This is a genomic window from Deltaproteobacteria bacterium HGW-Deltaproteobacteria-18 (genome assembly GCA_002841885.1).
Lineage (GTDB): Bacteria > Desulfobacterota > Desulfovibrionia > Desulfovibrionales > Desulfomicrobiaceae > Desulfomicrobium.
Genome location: PHBE01000013.1, coordinates 1 through 18,685 on the forward strand (window position 1 = coordinate 1; position 18,685 = coordinate 18,685).

Below are 18,685 nucleotides of genomic sequence, written 5' to 3' on the forward strand. Positions count from 1 at the left end.
GGCCCGCTGTCGTCATGGCCTTGAGACCCGCCGGAACTCCTTCGCTGGCCTCGTAGAGTTGAGTCGTTGCGTGCAGGGCGGATACTTCAGGCAGCGCACGGGCAACGACTCAACAAACGATGCCTGGCTCAGTCAGACAGCCGACGCGCCTCAAGACCATGCCGACAGCGGGCCTTGAGATCTGCCGAAATGCTCTCAGAATTCTTATTGGCTTGAGTCTCTATGGATAAAGTGCAATAGGCAAGTCGCGGGGAATTAAAGCGTAAAACCTAACACTTAAAACCTAAAACAAAAAAAGTGCTTGCACTTTGAGCCTTCATTTATTAGCAAGATGAGAATTATTCCTGATAACAAAAACATCAAAGGAGAATACCGATGAGCAAGACAACTGATAATTTGAAAGAGGCTTTTGCCGGAGAGTCCCAGGCCAACCGCAAGTATCTGGCTTTCGCCAAGAAGGCTGAAGAAGAGGGACTGCCCCAGGTTGCCAGATTGTTTCGGGCTGCGGCTCACGCCGAGACCATCCATGCCCATGCGCACCTGCGTCTCATGAAGGGCATCGGTTCCACGGCCGAGAATCTCAAAGAGGCCGTGGCTGGTGAAACGCATGAATTCAAGTCCATGTATCCGGGCATGATCGCCGACGCCCAGGCCGAAGGTGAAAAGGCTGCCGAAAAATATTTCGTTTTCGCCAACCAGGCCGAGGAATGCCATGCGAACCTCTACTCCAAGGCCGCGGATCAGATGGGCGAGCTGGCGGCAGTGGATTACTATGTCTGCAGCATCTGCGGTCATATCCACGAAGGCGAGCCCACCGAAAAGTGTCCGATCTGCGGAGCAATGCCCAAGGCATACGGCGTTGTAGCCTAGGGGATTTGAGCCCTGCCGATACTGATGGAAAAAGCCGCGCTCCCTTTTTAGGAAGTGCGGCTTTTCAAATGAAAAAGGCCATGCATCGCTGCACGGCCTTTTTTGCGTATTTTTTCCGGCGCTATCTTCTGGGAGCCGGGGCGCTCGGACGGGCCTTGGCCTTGGTGAAGGCCAGTTCCGTGCCTTTGCCCTTGTTGAACATGGCCAGGACCCTCTCGGCATCATGGAAAGGCAAGGAAACAAAGGCGAAGGTTTCCATGATCTGGATGTCCCAGATTTTCTTGGGCGGAATGTTGCACTTGTCGCCAAGGAAGGTCAGCAGGCGCTTGGGCGTCATGCCATCCTTGCGGCCTTGGGTTACGAAAAGTCGGGACTTGCCCGTCTTGTCGACCACAAAGGCGTCTCCGATTTCCTTGTAGTTGGAGGCGTCCAGCTCTTCCTGAAACATGTACTGGAGCAGGGCGGCCAGGGTTTCGCGGGGCTTGCTCTGGTCGAGGAGTTCCTGCGCCATGCCCATGAACTCGAGCTCCGGCTCCGTGGTCATGATCTCCTGCAGCTCCGCCCGGATGCGTCCCTTCTTCATGTCGATGACATCGGAGACCTTGGGCAGCCGCGCCTTGCGAATGTCCGTGCGGGCGTGCTTGCTGATGAACTGCAGGCGGCGATACTCGGATGGCGTGATGAACGTGATTGCGATGCCCTGCTTGCCGGCCCGGCCGGTGCGGCCGACACGGTGCACGTAGGCTTCCGGATCGTGGGGCAGATCGAAGTTGATGACGTGGGTCAGGTCGTGCACGTCGATGCCGCGCGCGGCCACGTCGGTGGCGACCAGGATCGTGACCAGCTTCTTCTTGAACTTGATCAGGATTTTTTCGCGCAGGCTCTGGGACATGTCGCCATGCAGGGTGTCGGCGTCGTAGCCGCGCTCCATGAGACGCTGGGACACGGCGTCGGCGTCGACCTTGGTGCGGGTGAAGACCAGTCCGTAGAAGTCCGACTCCATGTCGATGATCCGGCACAGGGCCTCGAATTTGTCGCTCATGGCGACTTCGAAGTAGATCTGGTCTGTCTGGGGGGCGGTCAACTGGTTGGATTCGGCCCTGATGACCTGATAGTCGCCCATGTATTTCTTGGCGATGCGCAGGATTTCAGGCGGCATGGTCGCGGAAAAGAGCATGGTGCGCTTTTCGGTGGCCGTCTGCTCCATGATCTCCAGCACGTCGTCCAGAAAACCCATGTTCAGCATCTCGTCGGCCTCGTCGAGGATCAGAAAGCGGATGCCCGAGAGATTGAGGCTGCCCCGGCGCAGATGGTCGAGCACGCGGCCCGGTGTGCCGACAACCACGGATACGCCCTTCTTGAGGCTGCGGAGCTGAATTTCCATGGACTGGCCGCCGTAGATGGGGGCGACGTTGATGGTCCGGCCGCCGCGCAGGGAGTTGATCTCCTCAGCCACCTGGATGGCCAGTTCGCGGGTGGGGGCCAATACGAGTGCCTGCACGGTGCGGACGTCCGGGTCCAGCATTTCGAGCAGCGGCAGACCAAAGGCGGCGGTCTTGCCCGTGCCGGTCTGGGCCTGGGCGACGATGTCGTTTTCGCCGGTCATTACGGCCGGAATGGTCTTGATCTGGATGGGGGTCGGCTCTTCGAACCCCTTGCGGGACAGAGCCTGGAGAGTCAGTTCGGATAAGCCTAGATCAGAAAATGTAGTCATTGTAATACCTTGCGGGCAAGGGCCTCGCGGTCAAAAGAATACCCGGCTCTGGAACCGGGCCCTTACCGTGAGGCCGACTGTCCAAGGCGGGAAACAAGCATTTCGAAAACGTGTGGAACCGGATCGAAGAGCGAACATGCTCAAGAAAGGTCGTGCGGAAAAGGAGGGATCTCCCCAAGAAATGCTCGGGGTATATATATTGTAGTTTCGGGCTTGGCAAGAGATTATTTTGAAATATTGGCAGAAATGAAAAAGAGGGGCGAATTTCGACTCGCCCCCGATTCGGACATCTGGCTCAGCGCTGCATCGCGATTCCGGCCAGGCTCTCCAGTTCTTCGGAGAGGCCCAGCGCCTGGATTATGGATTCCCCGCGGCAGACGAGGCCGTGGTTGTCCATGAACACTGCCTCGAATTCCCGGCTGGCCAGTCCTACGGCCTGTCCCAGTTCAGGCGTGCCGGGGTGATGGGCGGGCACGCGGGTCAGCTTGTCGGCGAAGACCCGGCCTTCGAAGAGTGGCAGATCAAGAAGAGGGATCTCGCCGCGCAAAGACAGGGCCAGCAGCTTCGGCGGGTGGGTGTGCACGATGGCCTGCGCCAGGGGCTGATTGCGATACACTTCGAGGTGCACCGCAAGCTCCGAGGATGCCCGCGCCGATGTCAGCGGCGCGCCAGTGGCCAGGTCGACCACTGCCAGATCCCGGGGGGCGAGATGCCCCTTGGCGCTGCCGGTGGCCGTGATCACGACGCGTTCTCCCTGGCGCATGCTCACGTTGCCGTTGAATCCGGCGAAGAGTCCGCGCAGCCAACCGTCGCGCCCGGCGTCGAGAATGGCCTGGCCCGTTTCGGGGTTTACCAGGGACGAGAATTCGGCCTTGGCCGGGGAAGGCGCGTTGTCGGGCTTTATGTCTATGACGGGAGTCCCGTTGATGACCTCAAGAGGATGTACCTTGAGGCGCAGCCCCTCGCGACCGATGATGCGTACCGCATGCAGGCCGATGGGCGTGGGACGATCGGGGGAGCGGGTCGAGAATATGCCGCGCATGGGCAAATCGCGGTTTCCCTGGGGGTGGCAGCGCAGCACGCTCTGGTCGCCCTTGTGCATCCAGGTCAAAACCAGGATGGCGTCTCCGACCTGAAGATCCGTGGCCGCAGGCTCGAAATCCGGGTTCAGCTCGATCCAGACCGGAGGCATGGAGGCGTCACCGTATTTTGGGCATTGATCGCGACTGACGAGATGGGAACGGACGGTGCCGATGACGCGAGGGAGCATGAGAATATCCTTGCTGCGGTTTTTTGACCTTGGAAGAGCATGCTTACCGCCCGTCATTTTGCCCGTCAAATGCAGGGTGTTTCCGAATTATCCGTTCCATGCCTTCTGCTGCTTCTCGGGCAAAAATTTCAGGGATGTTCCCTAGTGAATTTTGGGGCGATGCTTGTATTGAAATTGCGAAAAGGGTAGCACTTGAGACGTTTTCAACCATAACATCGGAGCGCGCATGAACCGCTTCTCCACCAGTCTCCTGGGTGAAGCCAAGACCCTGCTTCTGGCCACGGACGGCTCCATTTTCAGTGATGGGGCGCTGCAGGAGGCCATTTTTTTCGGCCAGGCCTGCGGTGCCCGACTGATCGTCCTGCACGTGGTCAAGATCGATGTCGAATCTCTCAAGTCCGCCAACTCCAAGGTCACCCGCGCCCAGCAGGAGATCGCCCCGTACATGGAGGACGTCCGCAAGATGGCCAGGGACAGCGGAGTGGAATGCGAGACCGTGGTGGTCGGGTCCTCGGTGCCCGAGCACGCCATCGTCGAACAGGCCAGGATGCGCGAGGCCGATGTCATCCTCATGGGTCGACATGGCCGGGCCGGAAGGTTGTTTCTCATGGTGGGCAGCATGACGTCGAAGGTCATCGGACTCGGGTTTCCCATGGTGCTCATGCTCCCCAAGGATTTCACGATGACCGGGGCCCATGTGCTGGTGGCCGTGGATGATTCGGCAAACAGCCGCCTGGCCGTCGAGGAGGCCCTGAGCCTTGGGCTTTGCTGCGTGACCCTGGAGCGGCTGATCTTCGTGGCTGTCGCGCGGCGGGAGAGCGGTCTGGTTGAGGCCAGGAAAATGGTCGAGGACATTTGCGCCCGAGGCCGGGAAAAATGGCCGCACGTTCAGTTCGAGGCCGTGGCCGGAGTCGGGCATGCCTCGAACATCATCGTGCGGGCCGCCGAGGAGCGCCATGTGGATATGATCATGATCGGCGGCATGGTTTCGGGGCCTCTGCCCAGGATGTTCGGAGGCCGGGTGACCAAGGAGGTTTGCGGTTGGGCGCACTGCGCCGTACTGGTAGTCACCGCCTAGGAGCCCGTCCAAAATCCGTTCTGGACTGCGTTGCTCCCCGATTCTGAAGGGCTCATGTAGGCCGCTACACATCGCCCTTCAGAATCGGCTCGCGCCTTGCCAGAACGAATTTTGAACGGACTCCGGCTTCAATGGAAAATTTAACTGAGCGGCAGGTGCTTTCTTTGTTCCTCGCATCTCACCGTTGTGGAACAGCCTGGGCGTTGTAATTATTGAACAGTCAGCCAAGCGTACCTCCCAGGACGAATTTTGAACGGACTCCGGTTTCAATAGGAAAATTTGACTGAGCGGCAGGTACGGCCTTGGGGTTTTCTTTTTCGAATCTTCTGACAAGGAATGGTCTCATGTCGGTCAGGCTTTTGCGATTCTTTCCCTTTCTCGCGTGGTTCCCGTTCGGCGCGCTGGTGGTGCGGGCCGATCTGATGGCCGGGATCACAGGCGCTCTGGTGCTTGTTCCCAAGGCCATGGCCTACGCCCAGCTGTCGGGCCTGCCCCTGTATTTCGGGCTGTACACGGCCTTCGTGCCGGCCATCGTCGGGGCCCTGTGGGGATCGTCCAGACAGCTGGCCACGGGGCCGGTCGCCATCGTCTCGCTCATGACCGCAGCTGCGGTAGCTCCGCTCGCAGTCTCAAACACGCCTGAATACATCGGTTTCGCCCTTCTTCTGACCCTTCTGGTTGGTCTCGTGCAGCTCTTTTTGGGAGTGGTCAAACTCGGGACCATCGTCAATTTCGTGTCCCACCCGGTCATCCTCGGGTTCATGAACGCGGCCGCCATCATCATCGGGCTGTCACAGCTGGACCTGCTGCTGGGCATCCCCAAGGGCCGCAGCGATTTTTTTCTGGGAGATGTCTGGGAGATGCTCCGGCTGATCCCGCAGACCCATTTGCCGACCCTGGCCATGACCTTCTTTGGACTGGCCCTCATTCTCGTTATCAAGAGGATTCCGGCGCTGTCCAAGGCCAGCGTTCTTGTCGCAGTGGTCATCACCATATTGGTCAGTGCTGCCGTCGGTTACGATCAGCGCGGAACCGCCGTGCTGGACGATCTGGCAACTCCCCGGGCCCGGGAGCTGGTGGTCCAGTACGAAGAGAGTCTGCGGCGGATGGAACATCTGGGCGGCGAGGTGACCGATCTTTCCGCGCGGCAGCGGCAGGCGGAAAAGGAAGGCTCCGTGTGGATGGCCGCAGGGCTGCGGCATCAGACCGAGTTGGCCCGTCTGGACATGCGCTCCCTGGAGCGGCGACACAACGAGCTTCTGCGTGGCGTGCGGCAACTGCGCTTCGTGCGCCCCGAGGGCGAGATGACTGGGCGTCTGTACCTGCTGGGCGAAATCCCGGCGGGCATGCGGACCGATGATCGCGCCTGGCACATCAAAAGCGTCGATCATGGCGTCATGAAGCTGATCGGCGGAGGGGATGTTGTCGGACCGGTCCCGGCGGGACTGCCGGCCCTGACCATCCCGACGCTCAGCCTCGACGCCGTGATGCAGCTGCTGCCTTCGGCCCTGATCATCGCACTGGTCGCCTTCATGGAGTCCATCTCCATGGCCAAGGCCCTGGCCAGCAAGGCGCGGCAGCATGTCGACCCCAACCAGGAACTCATCGGTCAGGGCCTGGCCAACATCGGCGGGTCTTTTTTTCAGGCCTATCCTGCCTGCGGATCCTTCACCGGCTCGGCCATCAACATGCAGTCTGGGGCCAAAACGGGACTGGCCATGGTCTTCAACGGCATTTTCGTGGCCGTGACCCTCATGTTCTTCACGCCCCTGCTTTACCATCTGCCCAAGGCCGTGCTGGCCGTGATCATCGTCATGGCGGTCACCAGCCTGATCACGCCCCATGCCTTCATGCACACCTGGAGGGCAAACCGCGGAGACGGAGTTGTCGCCCTGGTGACCTTTGCCGTGACGCTGCTCGCCGCACCGCATCTGGACAAGGGCATCATGGCCGGCGCGGCCCTGTCCATCGGCCTCTATCTCTATCGCACCATGGCTCCGCGCGTGGCGGTGCTCGGGCGCTATACCGACGGAACCCTGCGGGACGTGAGCGTGCACCATGCCCTGGCCACCTCGACCCTGGTCACCGTGATGCGTTTCGACGGCTCCTTGTATTTTGCCAATGTGACGTATTTCGAGGACATGGTGCTGAAGGCCGTGGCCGATCACAAGGAATCGAAATTTCTGCTTGTGGTCGGGGACGCCATCAATTCCATGGATTCATCGGGGGAGGAGATGCTGCAGAATCTTGTGGGGCAACTGCGCGAGACCGGAGTGCAGATCGTCTTTTCGGGGCTCAAGAAGCAGGTTCTCGACGTGATGCGGGCCACCGGGCTTTATGATCGCATCGGGGACGAAAACGTCTTCGCCACGGAATGTCAGGCCCTGAAGGCCATCTTTGCCCGGCTTGGTCAGGAAGTGGAGGACGACGCGCTTTTCGCCTATGTCAAGGTCATGGTCTGCTGACGGGCATCCGAAAGTTCCGGCCACGAGATCAAAGCGGGGCGCATCCGACGGATGCGCCCCACTTTTTTATTCCAGCTCAACAAAATCCTCGATGATCAGCTTGAGCCCGAATCCGGGGAAGTTGATCTTGTATTTGTTGGGCTCCACGCGCTGGACGACCTTGCCGCGGCCGAAGATCTTGTGCCGGCAGTAGGTGCCCTGCACCGGGGTTTGGGTGCTGGATGCGGATCTTGGCGCTGGGGCCGCGAAATCGTCGCCCAGCCCCGGGCGGGAGATCTGGGGCGATGCGCTCTCGGGTGTGCGGCGGGGCGTGGGCAGAGTCTGCAGGCCGACGCCGCCCGTGAACTGCTCGCGGTAGCGGGACAGCAGGTGGGCCGGGATGTCCTGCAGGAAGGGGCTGACCCTGGCCGGGGTGGTGGCCGAAAGCTCACGGCTGTAGAGGGTCTCGGGGGAGAAGAGGGTCAGACTGTCGCGGGCGCGTGTGCAGGCCACGTACAGAAGGCGCCGCTCCTCCTCGAAGTCGTCGTTGTCGTTCATGGCGTGGCGCGAGGGGAAGCGGTCCTCCACCAGATCGATGACCAGCACGGCATCCCACTCCAGGCCCTTGGACGAATGGACCGTGGACAGAGTCACGGCCTGGCCCCGGTCCTCTTCCGCGTCGGGGCTGTCCAGGCTCAGGTCGCCCAAAAACGCCGGGATATCGTCATAGCTCAGGGAAATCTGGGTCAGCTCCTCGAGCCCTGCCTCGCGGCGCGGGTAGTCGTCGGGAAATTTTTCGCGCAGGACCGGCAGATAGTATTCGAGCACGAAGGTGATGGCCGTGGAAGGGCGCATGACCTGGGTGCGCAGGGTGTCGAGCACGCGCAGGAGGTCGTCGAGGGCCGGACGCTTGGTGCGCTGTGCCTTGATAAAGGCCTGGTCGTTGATCATGGCCGCGTGATGGATTTTCTGCGCGCTCTTGGGGCCAATGCCCGGCACATTGCCCAGTATCCGCTGCCAGGCCGGGAGGTCCGAGGTGTTCTGGCTGAGCCTCAGACAGGCCAGGACATCCTTGATGTGCGCGGCGTCCGAGAATTTTATTCCGCCGAATTTGCGAAAGCCGAGCCCGATCTTGTTCAGCTCCACTTCCACATGGTACGATTGATACCCCGCCCGGAAAAGAACGGCGATCTGGTCGAGGGGGTAGATGCGCGAAAGCTCCACCACCTTGGCCGTGACCAGGCGGGCCTGGCTGCGGTCCGAGAAGGGCAGTATGTGTTCGGGCAGGCGGGTGTCGGTGCGCTCGGAGAAGAGGCGCTTGGCGAACTTGTCGCGGAAGCCGTCCAGGATGGCGTTGGTCAGTTCCAGGATGGGCTGGGTGGAGCGGTAGTTCTGCTCCAGCTTGATGACGCGGGTATCCTGAAATATCTTGGGAAAATCGAGAATGTTGCGCACGTTTGCGCCGCGAAAGGCATAGATGGACTGCGCGTCGTCGCCCACGGCCATGACGTTGGGGCTGGTGTCGCCGGGCTTGGTCAGAAGTCGCACCAGCCGCGCCTGTACGAGGTTGGTGTCCTGGTACTCGTCGACCATGATGTGGGAGATGGACGAGGTCACCGCTTCACGGATGTGCGGGTGCTCGGTCAGCAGGCGCTCCAGCAGGAAGAGCAGGTCGTCGTAGTCGAGGAGCCCGCATTCGCGCTTGATGCGCTCGTACTCTTCGAGGAGACGGGTCAGGTCGTCCTCGTAGGCCCCGAGATGATAGGCCTCCTGGCGCAGCACCTGTTCGAGGGTCAGTTCCTTGTTGCGGCTCTTGCTGTAGAGCCCCAGCACCGTGGCCCGCTTGGGAAATTTGCGGTCGCCCTTGCCGATCTTCAGACGGTCTTTGGCCTGGCTCAGTATCTCCTCGCCGTCGGAGCGGTCCATGACCGTGGCTCCGCGTTCGAATCCCAGCAACCCCGCATGCTGCTTGAGCAGGGAATAGGCGAAACCGTGGAAGGTTCCGCCGCGCACGTGCCCCAGACCCTGGTTCCCCAGCAGGCCTTCGGCGCGGTGCAGCATCTCCGAGGAAGCCTTGCGGGTGAAGGTCAGGAGCAGGATCTCGGCCGGGGACACGCCGGATTCGACCAGCCGGGCCAGGCGGTAGACGATGGTGCGGGTCTTGCCCGAGCCGGCTCCGGCGATGACCAGAATCGGTCCGTCCAGGGTGGTCGCGGCTTCGTATTGGGCTGGATTCAGATCGTTTTGATAGTCGATGCGCATGATGTCTTTAAGGCCCCAAAGGTGGCGGCGGGGATGTCGAAGTGGTCCAGAATTGCCTGGCCGACCTCTGTCGGTGTGCGGGCGGATGCGCCCATGGAATCGTAAAAAAACACGTCGTCGGCCGTATGCATGCCCTGGCGGCCGAAATGGCCGAACATGCCGGTGCGGCCGAACTTGCCCTTCAGGTCGAACCCGGGCTCCGGGACCAGCACCAGGTCCGGGGCGAGATGGGCCATTGAGCCATGATAGAGGTCCCGGCCCAGGTGCGCGTGGCGGATGATCTTGCGGCCGTCGTGGGTCAGGCCGGACAGGGCGCGGATCAGGTTCCGGCCGAGTTGGTCCGCCTCGGCGCAGGAGAGGCTGCCGCGGGCAAAACGCTCCTTGGTGTGCAGGTAGATGCGCCCCGGGTCAAGGGCAAAGGCCCGCGTGGAATGGGCCATGGCCTGCGTGTCCCACTCGCTGGCGGGCTGGCGGGAGAGGTGCAGAAGCCCCTGGTCGCGCAACCACACATTGAGGTCCACCTCCTGCGTGAGGGTCGTGAAGCCGTGATCGGCCATGATCAGCAGGCGCTTGGGATCCGGCAGGTCATGATAGCGTTCGAGGAATTTTCCGATGAGGCGGTCCCAGGCGGCCATGAAGCGCAGGGCTTCGGAGCTCCAGGGGTGATAGGGCTCGACCAGGGCGGGAAAGAGAAAATGGCCGAGGCGATCGGTCTCCGTCAGCACGAAGAAGAAGAGATCCCAGGCCAGATCCGGCCACAGGAGGTCAAGGGCCTTTTCGCGGCAGGCCAGGGAGCGATGCAGGTCCTTGAGCAGAAAGCCCGGGTCCGTGGCCCCGCGCACGGTGTCGGCCTCGATGGTGTATTCGTGGTCGGCCAGGATGCCCGCCAGGGCTTGGGGATGCACGGAAGTTTGCAGGTCCTGCGCGGGGAACCCTGCCACGAGCATGGCCCGCATGGGGCGCACCGGAGCCAGGTTGGGCATGTTAACGGCCTTGGCGAAGAGGCCTTTGTCCGCCAGTCGCTCGAAGATCGTGGCCCCGTGCACATGGGTGAAGTCCGTAAACTGAAGTTCATAGCTTTGAGGGTCCATGTGCGTGAACCCGAAAACCCCGTGTTCGCCGGGGCTTGAGGCGGTGAAGAGGCTGGTCCAGTTCACGGGCGAGAGTTCGGGCAGCTCGGCCCGGATGGCCCGGCACCCGGAAGATCCCGCGATGGTGGCGAGGCTCGGAAGCAGGCCTTGGGCGCAGAGATTTTGGGCCAGCGACCACGGCAGGCCGTCAAGGCCGAGAAAAACCAGTCGGGGAGCGTGCATGGGGGGCGGTGTAGCAGGGAGCGTGCCGGTTGGCCAGCAGGCCGTGGCAGGTGGAGACTGGCCTGAGGATAACCTTGCCAGCGTCTTGAAAAGTCATGTACAGAACATGACAAATCCAGACATATATTGGACGCTTCGACCTGTGGAAATAAAGCATCGCCTTGGACAAAGTCCATGCTTGCTGCAAAAGGCCGTCGCTTATGATTTATGCGTTGCAATGAAAGGTCCCAGCACCGGGCAAGGGTCGGAGGAGAAAGATGAAAATCAAATCGTGCGAATGGCTTGTTTTCGTGTCTTTCTTTTTTTTCTTGGCTACAGCCCGGCCTGCCCAAGCATTGGAGTTCTTGGGAGAGGAGTTTCCGTCCGACGAGGTTGATGCCGTGGTCGTGGAGGTCGGTGCTGCCCATGTGGTGGGAATTGAAGTTTCCAGGACGGATTTTCTGCATCCCGGAGATCGGGTCGAGATTATGTATCAGGCCGATCTTATGCCCATGATCCTTGGAGTCTACGAAGTCGTAACCGTGCAGGGGAAAAGAATCACCGCCCGGCCGCTGACCCTGACTTCCGAACCGATGCGGGGCATGCAAGTGCGTGTGGCGCGGAAGGGGGACGGACAAGATCGTCCCTCGGATGCGGCTTCCGTAAAGACGCACGAGGATCATGTTTATGGTCATGGTGACGAAGCTAGCCAGGCCGGGTTGATTTTCAACGACACTCCCGCGCCGGAGATTCTGACCGGAATCGTGGACGAAGTGCGGGGCCAGGAAATTGTCGTCGCTCTGCCGCAGGGGGAGGGCGTTCACGCCCGCCCCGGCCAGACGGTGGAGGCATTTCTGGTGCTGAGTTCGGGCAAGGAACTTGGGGCTGGAAAATGGAAAGTGTCGGCGGTGGAGGGAGACCGCACGATCTGCGCACCGGATGGGCCGGTGCGTCCGCGCAAGGGGCTCAAGGCCGTCATCAGGACCGTCGGACCGGCATCGTCCCTGCCTCCGGATCTCGAAGGCGCGGCGAGATTTCTTGAGACATTCGATCGCTCCGGGTCGCTCTTTGACCCGGACATGAAGGTTGCCCCATGACGCGGTGCAGCGAGGCCGGAGACATGCCATTTGGAAGCACAGGGGACAGGTGTTTTTGTCGAAAGCAGAGGTTGGTAGCGATCCTGTTTTTTTATTTCCTGTTTTTTGCGGCGGGATCCGTTACCGTTTTTTGTGCCCAAAAGTCGGAGCAGGAAGACGGCTTATGGTGGGAGACGCTGCGTTTTACCGCGCGAGGCAGCGATCAGGCGACCTCTCCGGCTCCGGACCTGCTTCCGTACAAATGGGTCAAGGAACGGGCCGGCGAGCTGCTGAGCGGTATTTCAAAGTTTTCGCGGCTGGGCGCTATTGACGCTGCTCCTTCGCTCGGTACGTCCGGGTGGACGTATCGTCAGGTCGACAACTCCTTGATCAACGTCTGGCGCGATAGAAATGTCCAAGGCGTGCGTGATTATGTCCGCAGAAATTATCCTCGAACACCGACTGAGCTTGGAGCCCTGGAGAATCGGGGTGGGCCCCCGGGCGGAAGGGATGTCGCTGTCGTGCAGGGGCAGCTGAAGCCGATCAGGGCTCCCCGGCTGACTTTTGCTCAGGTTGCGGAGCCGGTGCTTAAAAAACAGCTCGACCCGAACGACCATGTTGGCAAACTCAAGCTCTTGAATACGTTGCAGGCATTGCAACATTTGATCAACTGTCAGGCGCAAGGTCAGGCTGTGACCCAATGCGCCAAGGATTACGGCCTGAGTTTCGCCATGTCCAAGGCCGTGATGGAATTGCTGGCGACCATGGGACAACAGCTCGGATGGCATTTTCTGAAGGATGCGGCTCTGGGGGAATTGATCGTGGGCAGTACGGCCACGATCGGATATCTGGCCTATGCCGACTACGTGGCAATCCAGGAAATACACGCTCTTTTGCAAGAGCTTTCGAAATCACATGAGGACGCTCTGAGCAACCAACGCATGGCAGAGCACAATGCCGTCGCCGGAAGGGAAAATTGGGACGGCTCCATGAGAGGGCTGCAGATACGGCTTGATCTCTTCAGGCAGCAGTTTGACAAGCAACTCTTGGTGGCCGGAGAAGACCTGTTCCAGGCCTGGGGGGACGCCGACGAGTCCTATCTGAAGGCGCGAAGCAGCAGGGAAGCGCTGGGCAAGGCCCTGGATTCCTTTCTGGCCCCCGCCTGGGTCCAGCAAAGGCTGGCCGAATTCTGCAGGAATGCAGGGGAGGCGGGGGCCCGGAATGGTGAAGCAGCTTTGCGGGATGAATTGAGGCAAGCACTGATGCGCGCCAGCCAATGCGGTTCATTGCGGGAGGCTGGCGACCTTTGGAGCGTGTATGTCCAGCTGGATACGAAATTGCGTTTGCTCCCGTCGTATGGGCCGTGGCTCGCCCTGCTTGATGATGCACGACAGGCCAGGGAGCTTCAAACACTGTATGGCTCTTTTGATGACACGTATCAGGATGCTGTCATGAGCGCCTGGGCGGCAAGGATGGCCTACGAGGATTATCGGAAGACCTTGCAGGTATTCATGGCCCGTTGGCGACGATTCGAGCTTTTTTTGCGAGAAAGGGCGCAGGACGGGCTTCCTCAGGATGCCCGGGACAAAGCCTTGGAGATGATTTCTTCCGTTGGGCAGTACATTGCCGCCTTCCAGCCTCGGCGGATGCCGGGCAATCATCCGGGTGATTACGAAGACCGCCTCGGAGCCATTGAACGGGAACTCATGTACATGGATGGCGTCGGGCAAAAGCTCGGTGATGAGATTTCCCGCCGGCTTGCCGGATTGGCGGAGATCAGGCTGGATTGTCCCGTCGATGCCGGTCGGGGCGGGGGGCAGACATCCCTTGTGGCGCAGTTGTTTCAGTTGCGAGGGCTGGTGGAGACCTGCGCCTTGCATGGCCTCCCGTCACATGAGGAGGAAGCCCGCCGATTGGCGGTCGAAGTCCAGGCTCGATGCCGGGAGGGGCTGGCCTTGATTGGTGAACTGGAGCGACTGCTCGGAGCGGATGAGCAGGTGCTTGATCAGTGGGAACAGCCGGGCTCGCGGCCGGTCGGTGATGACGTAATGCCGACCATGCAGATTCTGCAATCCGCTCACAACAAGGCCGAAATCATCACCGTGCGCGTGGGCGACTCCAGTGTCGAAGCCAAGAACCGGGCCGCGGCGTTGTGTCAGCGCCTCCTTGGGCTGAAAGCGCAGGTGTCCGGGGAAGACGTGAACCGCGTTACGAAGGAGATAAACCGCGATTTTGAACAGCTTGCGGGCCTGATTGCGGATTCGGATGCGGATATGGACAGAATGGATTCCCTTGTGCGCGAGGCCAGGGAAGCCTGGACCGGCCTTGAAAAGAGCAACGCTCAGGGCAAGCCTGATGCGCGGCCCAAGCCTCCTCTGGTCGAAGCGCGCCGTCAGGAGGTACTTGCCCGACTTGCCGGCATTGTCGGGGTTGTCCGGCTAACGTTGGATCAACTCTGGGAGATGGTATATGAGGTCGAGGATATTGCAGATGCCCTGTTCATAAGCGCGAATGAGGCCGATGAGGGTCTCGCCAAAGCGGAAGCTCTGGTGGAGCGGATCGAGGAGCATCTGGCCGATGCGTCCGCTTGTCCTGATGTCATCGCGAACAGGCTTGAGGAGCTTCGCCGGCGCGATGCTGCGCTCAGAGCCCGCTTCACGGGAGAGCCTGCGGCTGTACCCACGGAATCACCGGCGCTTGATGAGGCGCGCGAAAAGCTGGAACTGATCATGTTTCTCCTGGAACTGGCCGAGACATACAGGGGCCGAATTCAGGAGGCTGTGAACGATGCAGGCGTCTGCCGCAACCAGGCCGCCGAGTTTGCGGCTTCAAGAAATTGCAATTTGCTGCGTGCCCGATATCAGCAAGCCCTGCAGCAGGGCGGCATTGAACAGGCCCGCGAAATAGTCCGACAGGCTGCAAATTGCGGCTGGGCTGCAGAGGCCGGAAGAGAAATCGAGACGGCGCGCTGTCAGCGGTTGGGGCAGGCGCTCTTTGACGCGTGCCAGGGCAACAACGTGGAGCGGGTTCGCGCCCTGCTCGGACAGTTCGAATCTTCCTCATGTAGGATCAACGCTGATCTCATGACTCGTGCGCGCGCCCTGGCCAGTGGAAATGCGACGCCGGATGCTCCAGCGCCTGAAATGCTGCGCGGCAATCTGGACCCGGAGGCGAGGTCCAGCCTTCTGGACAAGCACCTGAGGAGCAAAAAACTGCAGTCGATCTCCTTCGATAGCTCCGATGTGGCGGTGGCCCGAGGCGCGAGCGGGCAGTGGGAACTGACTGGTCCGGTCCAGTGCGTGATCAGGCTTGACTGGGGCGCAGGGTATGTTCAGGGGCTTGCCTCGTACAGCAAGATATATACGCTGAATTTCAGGCCTGTCCGAGGTCTGGAAGCCTTGCTTGAAATCGGCACGCTCACGGAATCCGTGAGCGTGAGCGGTTCGCGCAAGCAGACCCGCCAGACGTCCAAGGCGAAGACGGTGCAGGGAGCCCTTTCGCAACAGGGCGATGGCTGGGTGCTGGGACTTCCCAACGGCATCGCCGGGGTTATCGGCGACGTGCCTTACCGTTTGCGGTAAGCCTCTGCTTACTTTTCCAGCAGGGCCTCGACCTCGTGTGATCCCCTTTTTCGGGCGATGGCCAGCGGAGTGTCTCCGTCAGCATTGGGGAGATCCCTGCGCGCGCCCAGGGCGAGCACGGCCCGGGCCAGCGGGGCGTTGTCGTTGCCTGCCGCGTCGTGCAGCAGGCCGTAGCCCTGGTTGTCCCGCGCGTCGATGTCTGCTCCCGCGCGGACCAGCATGCCCAGAAGTTTTCGTCCCTGTTCATAATCCCGGAATTCGATGAATACGACCTTGAGGAGGTTCAGCATCGTCTGTCCGTCGGCGTTTCGGGCCTGTACATCGGACCCGCCCGCCAGGAGAATCGGGACGATCTCCACGGCGCGGTCATGGGTCACGGCGTGGTGCAGGGCCGTGAAGCCCTGGCTGTCGGCGGCATCGGGATGCGCTCCTGCGGTCAGGAGCATTTTCGCAGCTTCGGGGCTCTGGACCTGCATGAGAGGCGTGAGCCCCTGTCCGAGATCCAAGTCTGCAGCGAAACCCTCGGCTCGGCCTTGGGGACCCAGGAAGCGGGCCAGGGTCTCAAGGTCGTCCTGGCCCAGGGCCTGGGACATGATCCCGGCGATGCGCTGGCCGGGGTCAAGGAGGGAATCCGGTTCCTTGCTTCTCAGTTGCGGCGTGCCGTTGCCGGCCTGATTGAGTATCGAGAACAGGCTGGGGTCGGTGGCGCCGCCGACAGGCGTTTTGGGGCTGGTGACGACGAGGTCCGAGGCCGCGCAGGGACATGCCGCGATCAGGGCCATGATCATGCCGAGAAATACTGTGGAAAAGCGGCGCATGGGCTTCATGGTGCCTCCTAGTCGATGAAGTGGATATCGATGGTAAACGGCGCGAGCCATGCGGCGGCCTGCCACATGCTGCAGGACAGCAGCCAGCCGAACTGCAGGACCGCGGCCAGAACGGCGGTATCCGCCTTCTGGCGGGTGCTGATGACGCCCGTGACCAGGAGGCCCGGCACGACGGTTGAGATCTGCAAGGCCAGGGGCGCTCTCCAGAACAGGGCCGTGAGGGCCGGAAGGCTCGGGTCCGGGGGCAGCAACGCATTCAGGATGCCTGCCGCCATGCCGGTCAGGATGACATGGCCCGCCGTCGCGGCTATGACGGTAGCGGCCAGCAGGACGCGGGGGACGATGTTCATGGCCTGCCTCCCTGTCGGTTCGCTCTGGTGGACTTCTCGAATCGTACGATGCGTACCTCTCCCTCGAATTCGCATCGGCCCAGTTCATCCAGCATGATCGCTTCGATCTCGGTCGCGTTCCCGCTGCCGGACCCGGCGCCGATCAGGGGCATGGCCACGGAGAAATAACCCTTGTCCCGGGCGATGGCCAAGGCGTTGCGGACGCTGTCTCGGACGGATTTCGGCGAGGAGCGCCACCACATGTTGATGCCCGCGACGTGGATGATCGCACGGAAGGGCAGGCGGCCGGCCGAGGTGGCCACTGCGGAGCCCAGTGGCATGGCCCCGTGGCGCGCGAGTTCGCGGAAAGGGCCGGTCCCGGCGCGGCGCTTGATGGCGCCGGACACGCCCTGGGGCAGGAGCAGCCACCACGGGATGATGTTGCGGTTCCACGCGTTGACGATGACCTCGACATCCTGGTCGAGGAGGTCTCCGGCGACAATCTTGAGATGCATGTACAGTAACCTTCCCGTGGAAAGAACTTCCGGGTTGCGGACCTGGATGAACTGGGCTGCCCTTGCGCTGCATGCTTTTCAAGTTGAATCTCATGCACGATTGCCATGCAAAAGCAAGAACGCGCTCGGAGGGCGCAATATTTGGAAAAAATGTCTCCTGCCCCTTGCGTGAATGGATGCGAATCTTAGATTGCAAACTGCTACCGATAAACCGGCCGGATCGGTCTCGCCGTGGAGGGCCACGGCGCCGAGGCCTCAAACAATGGAGCTCGCAATGAACAAAAGAGATAACGTAGTGACGATGAAGGCGAATCCCCTGACCCTGCTCGGCCCGGAGATCGCTCCCGGCATGGCTGCTCCCGATTTTACCGTGGTCAACAATGATCTTGGCCCCGTGTCCCTTTTCGATTTCAAGGGCAAGGTAGTGGTTATTTCCGCAGTTCCTTCGCTGGACACTCCGGTCTGCGACATGGAGACCCGGCGTTTCAATCAGGAAGCCCAGAATCTTGGCGACAAGGTCAAGATCCTGACCGTGAGTATGGACCTGCCTTTTGCCCAGAAACGCTGGTGCGGCAGCGCGGGCGTTACGAACGTGCAGACTGTTTCCGATTATCAGACCGCGTCCTTTGGTCAGGCATACGGCGTGCTCATCGACGGCTTGCGCCTGCTGGCCCGGGCGATCTTCGTGGTCGATGCAGGCGGCAAGGTGGCCTACGTCCAGGTCGTGCCCGAACTGACGAACGAGCCCGACTATGCGGCGGTGCTCGAAGCGGTCAAAAAGCTGGTCTAATTTCAAACAGTCTTCAAGGAGAGTTCCCGATGATTAGTGCCAATATGGAAAAAGCGATCAACGATCAGATCAACGCGGAAATGTTTTCCGCCTATCTCTACCTGGCCATGGTGGCCTATTTCAAGGACAAGAACCTGAGCGGCTTCGCCAACTGGATGACGGTTCAGAACCAGGAAGAGACCTTCCACGCCATGAAGTTCTTCGATTACTTGAGCGAGCGAGGCGGACGGGTTACCCTCCAGCCCATCGAGAAGCCTCAGTTCGAGTGGGAGAGCCCTCTGGCGGCAATGGAAGCCGCCCGTCAGCACGAAGCATACATCACGAGCCGCATCAACGACCTGATGAATCTGGCCATCGAGGAAAAGGATCACGCTACGGCCAGTTTTCTGGGATGGTTCGTGGCAGAGCAGGTCGAGGAAGAGGACAGCGTGAACGAAGTGGTGCAGAAGCTGCGCCTTCTGGGTTCCGACGGCGGCGGCCTCTTTATGATGGACAGGGACATGGCCACCAGAGTGTTCACTCCTCCTGTGGCATGAGGTTGGGGGCAGGTCGGTCCTGCCCCTTCTTTTGCGCCACCGTCGGGGCCGGGCGCGGCGCGGATTGAAATGAATTGACAATCCGCACGGACGGGCAATAC

13 protein-coding genes are annotated in these 18,685 nt (G+C 60.9%); 7 read left to right on the plus strand and 6 right to left on the minus strand.

Going from position 1 to position 18,685, the window contains the following annotated elements:
* The first annotated feature begins 375 nt into the window (after positions 1 to 375).
* Complete coding sequence (locus tag CVU60_12550) at positions 376 to 870, plus strand: rubrerythrin (protein PKN41032.1); 495 nt, start codon at positions 376 to 378, stop codon at positions 868 to 870.
* Positions 871 to 991: 121 nt separating this feature from the next.
* Here the strand turns inward: CVU60_12550 and CVU60_12555 are convergent, their stop codons facing one another.
* Positions 992 to 2,584, minus strand: coding sequence for an RNA helicase (locus CVU60_12555; GenBank protein PKN41033.1), 1,593 nt, complete (start codon positions 2,582 to 2,584; stop codon positions 992 to 994).
* Positions 2,585 to 2,879: 295 nt separating this feature from the next.
* Positions 2,880 to 3,911 (minus strand): tRNA (N6-threonylcarbamoyladenosine(37)-N6)-methyltransferase TrmO, encoded by a 1,032-nt coding sequence (locus CVU60_12560; GenBank protein PKN41034.1) that lies wholly within the window; start codon positions 3,909 to 3,911, stop codon positions 2,880 to 2,882.
* 169 nt (positions 3,912 to 4,080) lie between these two features.
* On the opposite strand from CVU60_12560, the gene CVU60_12565 reads away from it, so the two are divergent.
* Positions 4,081 to 4,932: a universal stress protein gene (locus tag CVU60_12565; protein ID PKN41035.1), complete on the plus strand. Its 852-nt coding sequence runs from the start codon at positions 4,081 to 4,083 to the stop codon at positions 4,930 to 4,932.
* A 344-nt stretch (positions 4,933 to 5,276) separates the two neighbouring features.
* The gene (locus tag CVU60_12570) at positions 5,277 to 7,397 is read left to right on the plus strand and encodes a sodium-independent anion transporter (GenBank protein ID PKN41036.1); all 2,121 of its coding nucleotides are present in this window, start codon (positions 5,277 to 5,279) and stop codon (positions 7,395 to 7,397) included.
* 66 nt (positions 7,398 to 7,463) lie between these two features.
* Here CVU60_12570 and CVU60_12575 read toward each other — a convergent pair whose 3' ends face one another.
* A complete protein-coding gene (locus CVU60_12575; GenBank protein PKN41037.1) occupies positions 7,464 to 9,638 on the minus strand; it encodes a DNA helicase UvrD in 2,175 nt (724 codons plus the stop codon).
* Positions 9,611 to 10,951 carry a phosphodiesterase gene (locus tag CVU60_12580; GenBank protein ID PKN41038.1) on the minus strand — a complete coding sequence of 447 codons (1,341 nt, stop codon included), beginning with the start codon at positions 10,949 to 10,951 and terminating at the stop codon, positions 9,611 to 9,613. The genes CVU60_12575 and CVU60_12580 overlap by 28 nt, the downstream gene beginning before the upstream one ends.
* A 257-nt stretch (positions 10,952 to 11,208) precedes the next feature.
* On the opposite strand from CVU60_12580, the gene CVU60_12585 reads away from it, so the two are divergent.
* Together CVU60_12585 and CVU60_12590 are read left to right on the plus strand one after the other, a co-directional pair.
* Positions 11,209 to 12,027 carry a hypothetical protein gene (locus CVU60_12585; GenBank protein ID PKN41039.1) on the plus strand — a complete coding sequence of 273 codons (819 nt, stop codon included), beginning with the start codon at positions 11,209 to 11,211 and terminating at the stop codon, positions 12,025 to 12,027.
* Positions 12,028 to 12,098: 71 nt separating this feature from the next.
* A complete protein-coding gene (locus tag CVU60_12590) occupies positions 12,099 to 15,587 on the plus strand; it encodes a hypothetical protein (GenBank protein PKN41040.1) in 3,489 nt (1,162 codons plus the stop codon).
* A gap of 8 nt (positions 15,588 to 15,595) precedes the next feature.
* On the opposite strand, the gene CVU60_12595 is transcribed toward CVU60_12590, so the two are convergent.
* Entirely contained in the window at positions 15,596 to 16,852 is a 1,257-nt protein-coding gene (locus CVU60_12595) for a hypothetical protein (GenBank protein ID PKN41041.1), read from the minus strand.
* The gene (locus CVU60_12600) at positions 16,761 to 17,258 is read right to left on the minus strand and encodes an Appr-1-p processing protein (protein ID PKN41042.1); all 498 of its coding nucleotides are present in this window, start codon (positions 17,256 to 17,258) and stop codon (positions 16,761 to 16,763) included. The genes CVU60_12595 and CVU60_12600 overlap by 92 nt, the downstream gene beginning before the upstream one ends.
* 274 nt (positions 17,259 to 17,532) lie before the next feature.
* Between CVU60_12600 and CVU60_12605 the strand changes: the two genes are divergently transcribed.
* Positions 17,533 to 18,048 (plus strand): thiol peroxidase, encoded by a 516-nt coding sequence (locus CVU60_12605; protein PKN41043.1) that lies wholly within the window; start codon positions 17,533 to 17,535, stop codon positions 18,046 to 18,048.
* Positions 18,049 to 18,077: 29 nt separating this feature from the next.
* A complete protein-coding gene (locus CVU60_12610; GenBank protein PKN41044.1) occupies positions 18,078 to 18,584 on the plus strand; it encodes a ferritin in 507 nt (168 codons plus the stop codon).
* Positions 18,585 to 18,685: the final 101 nt, after the last annotated feature.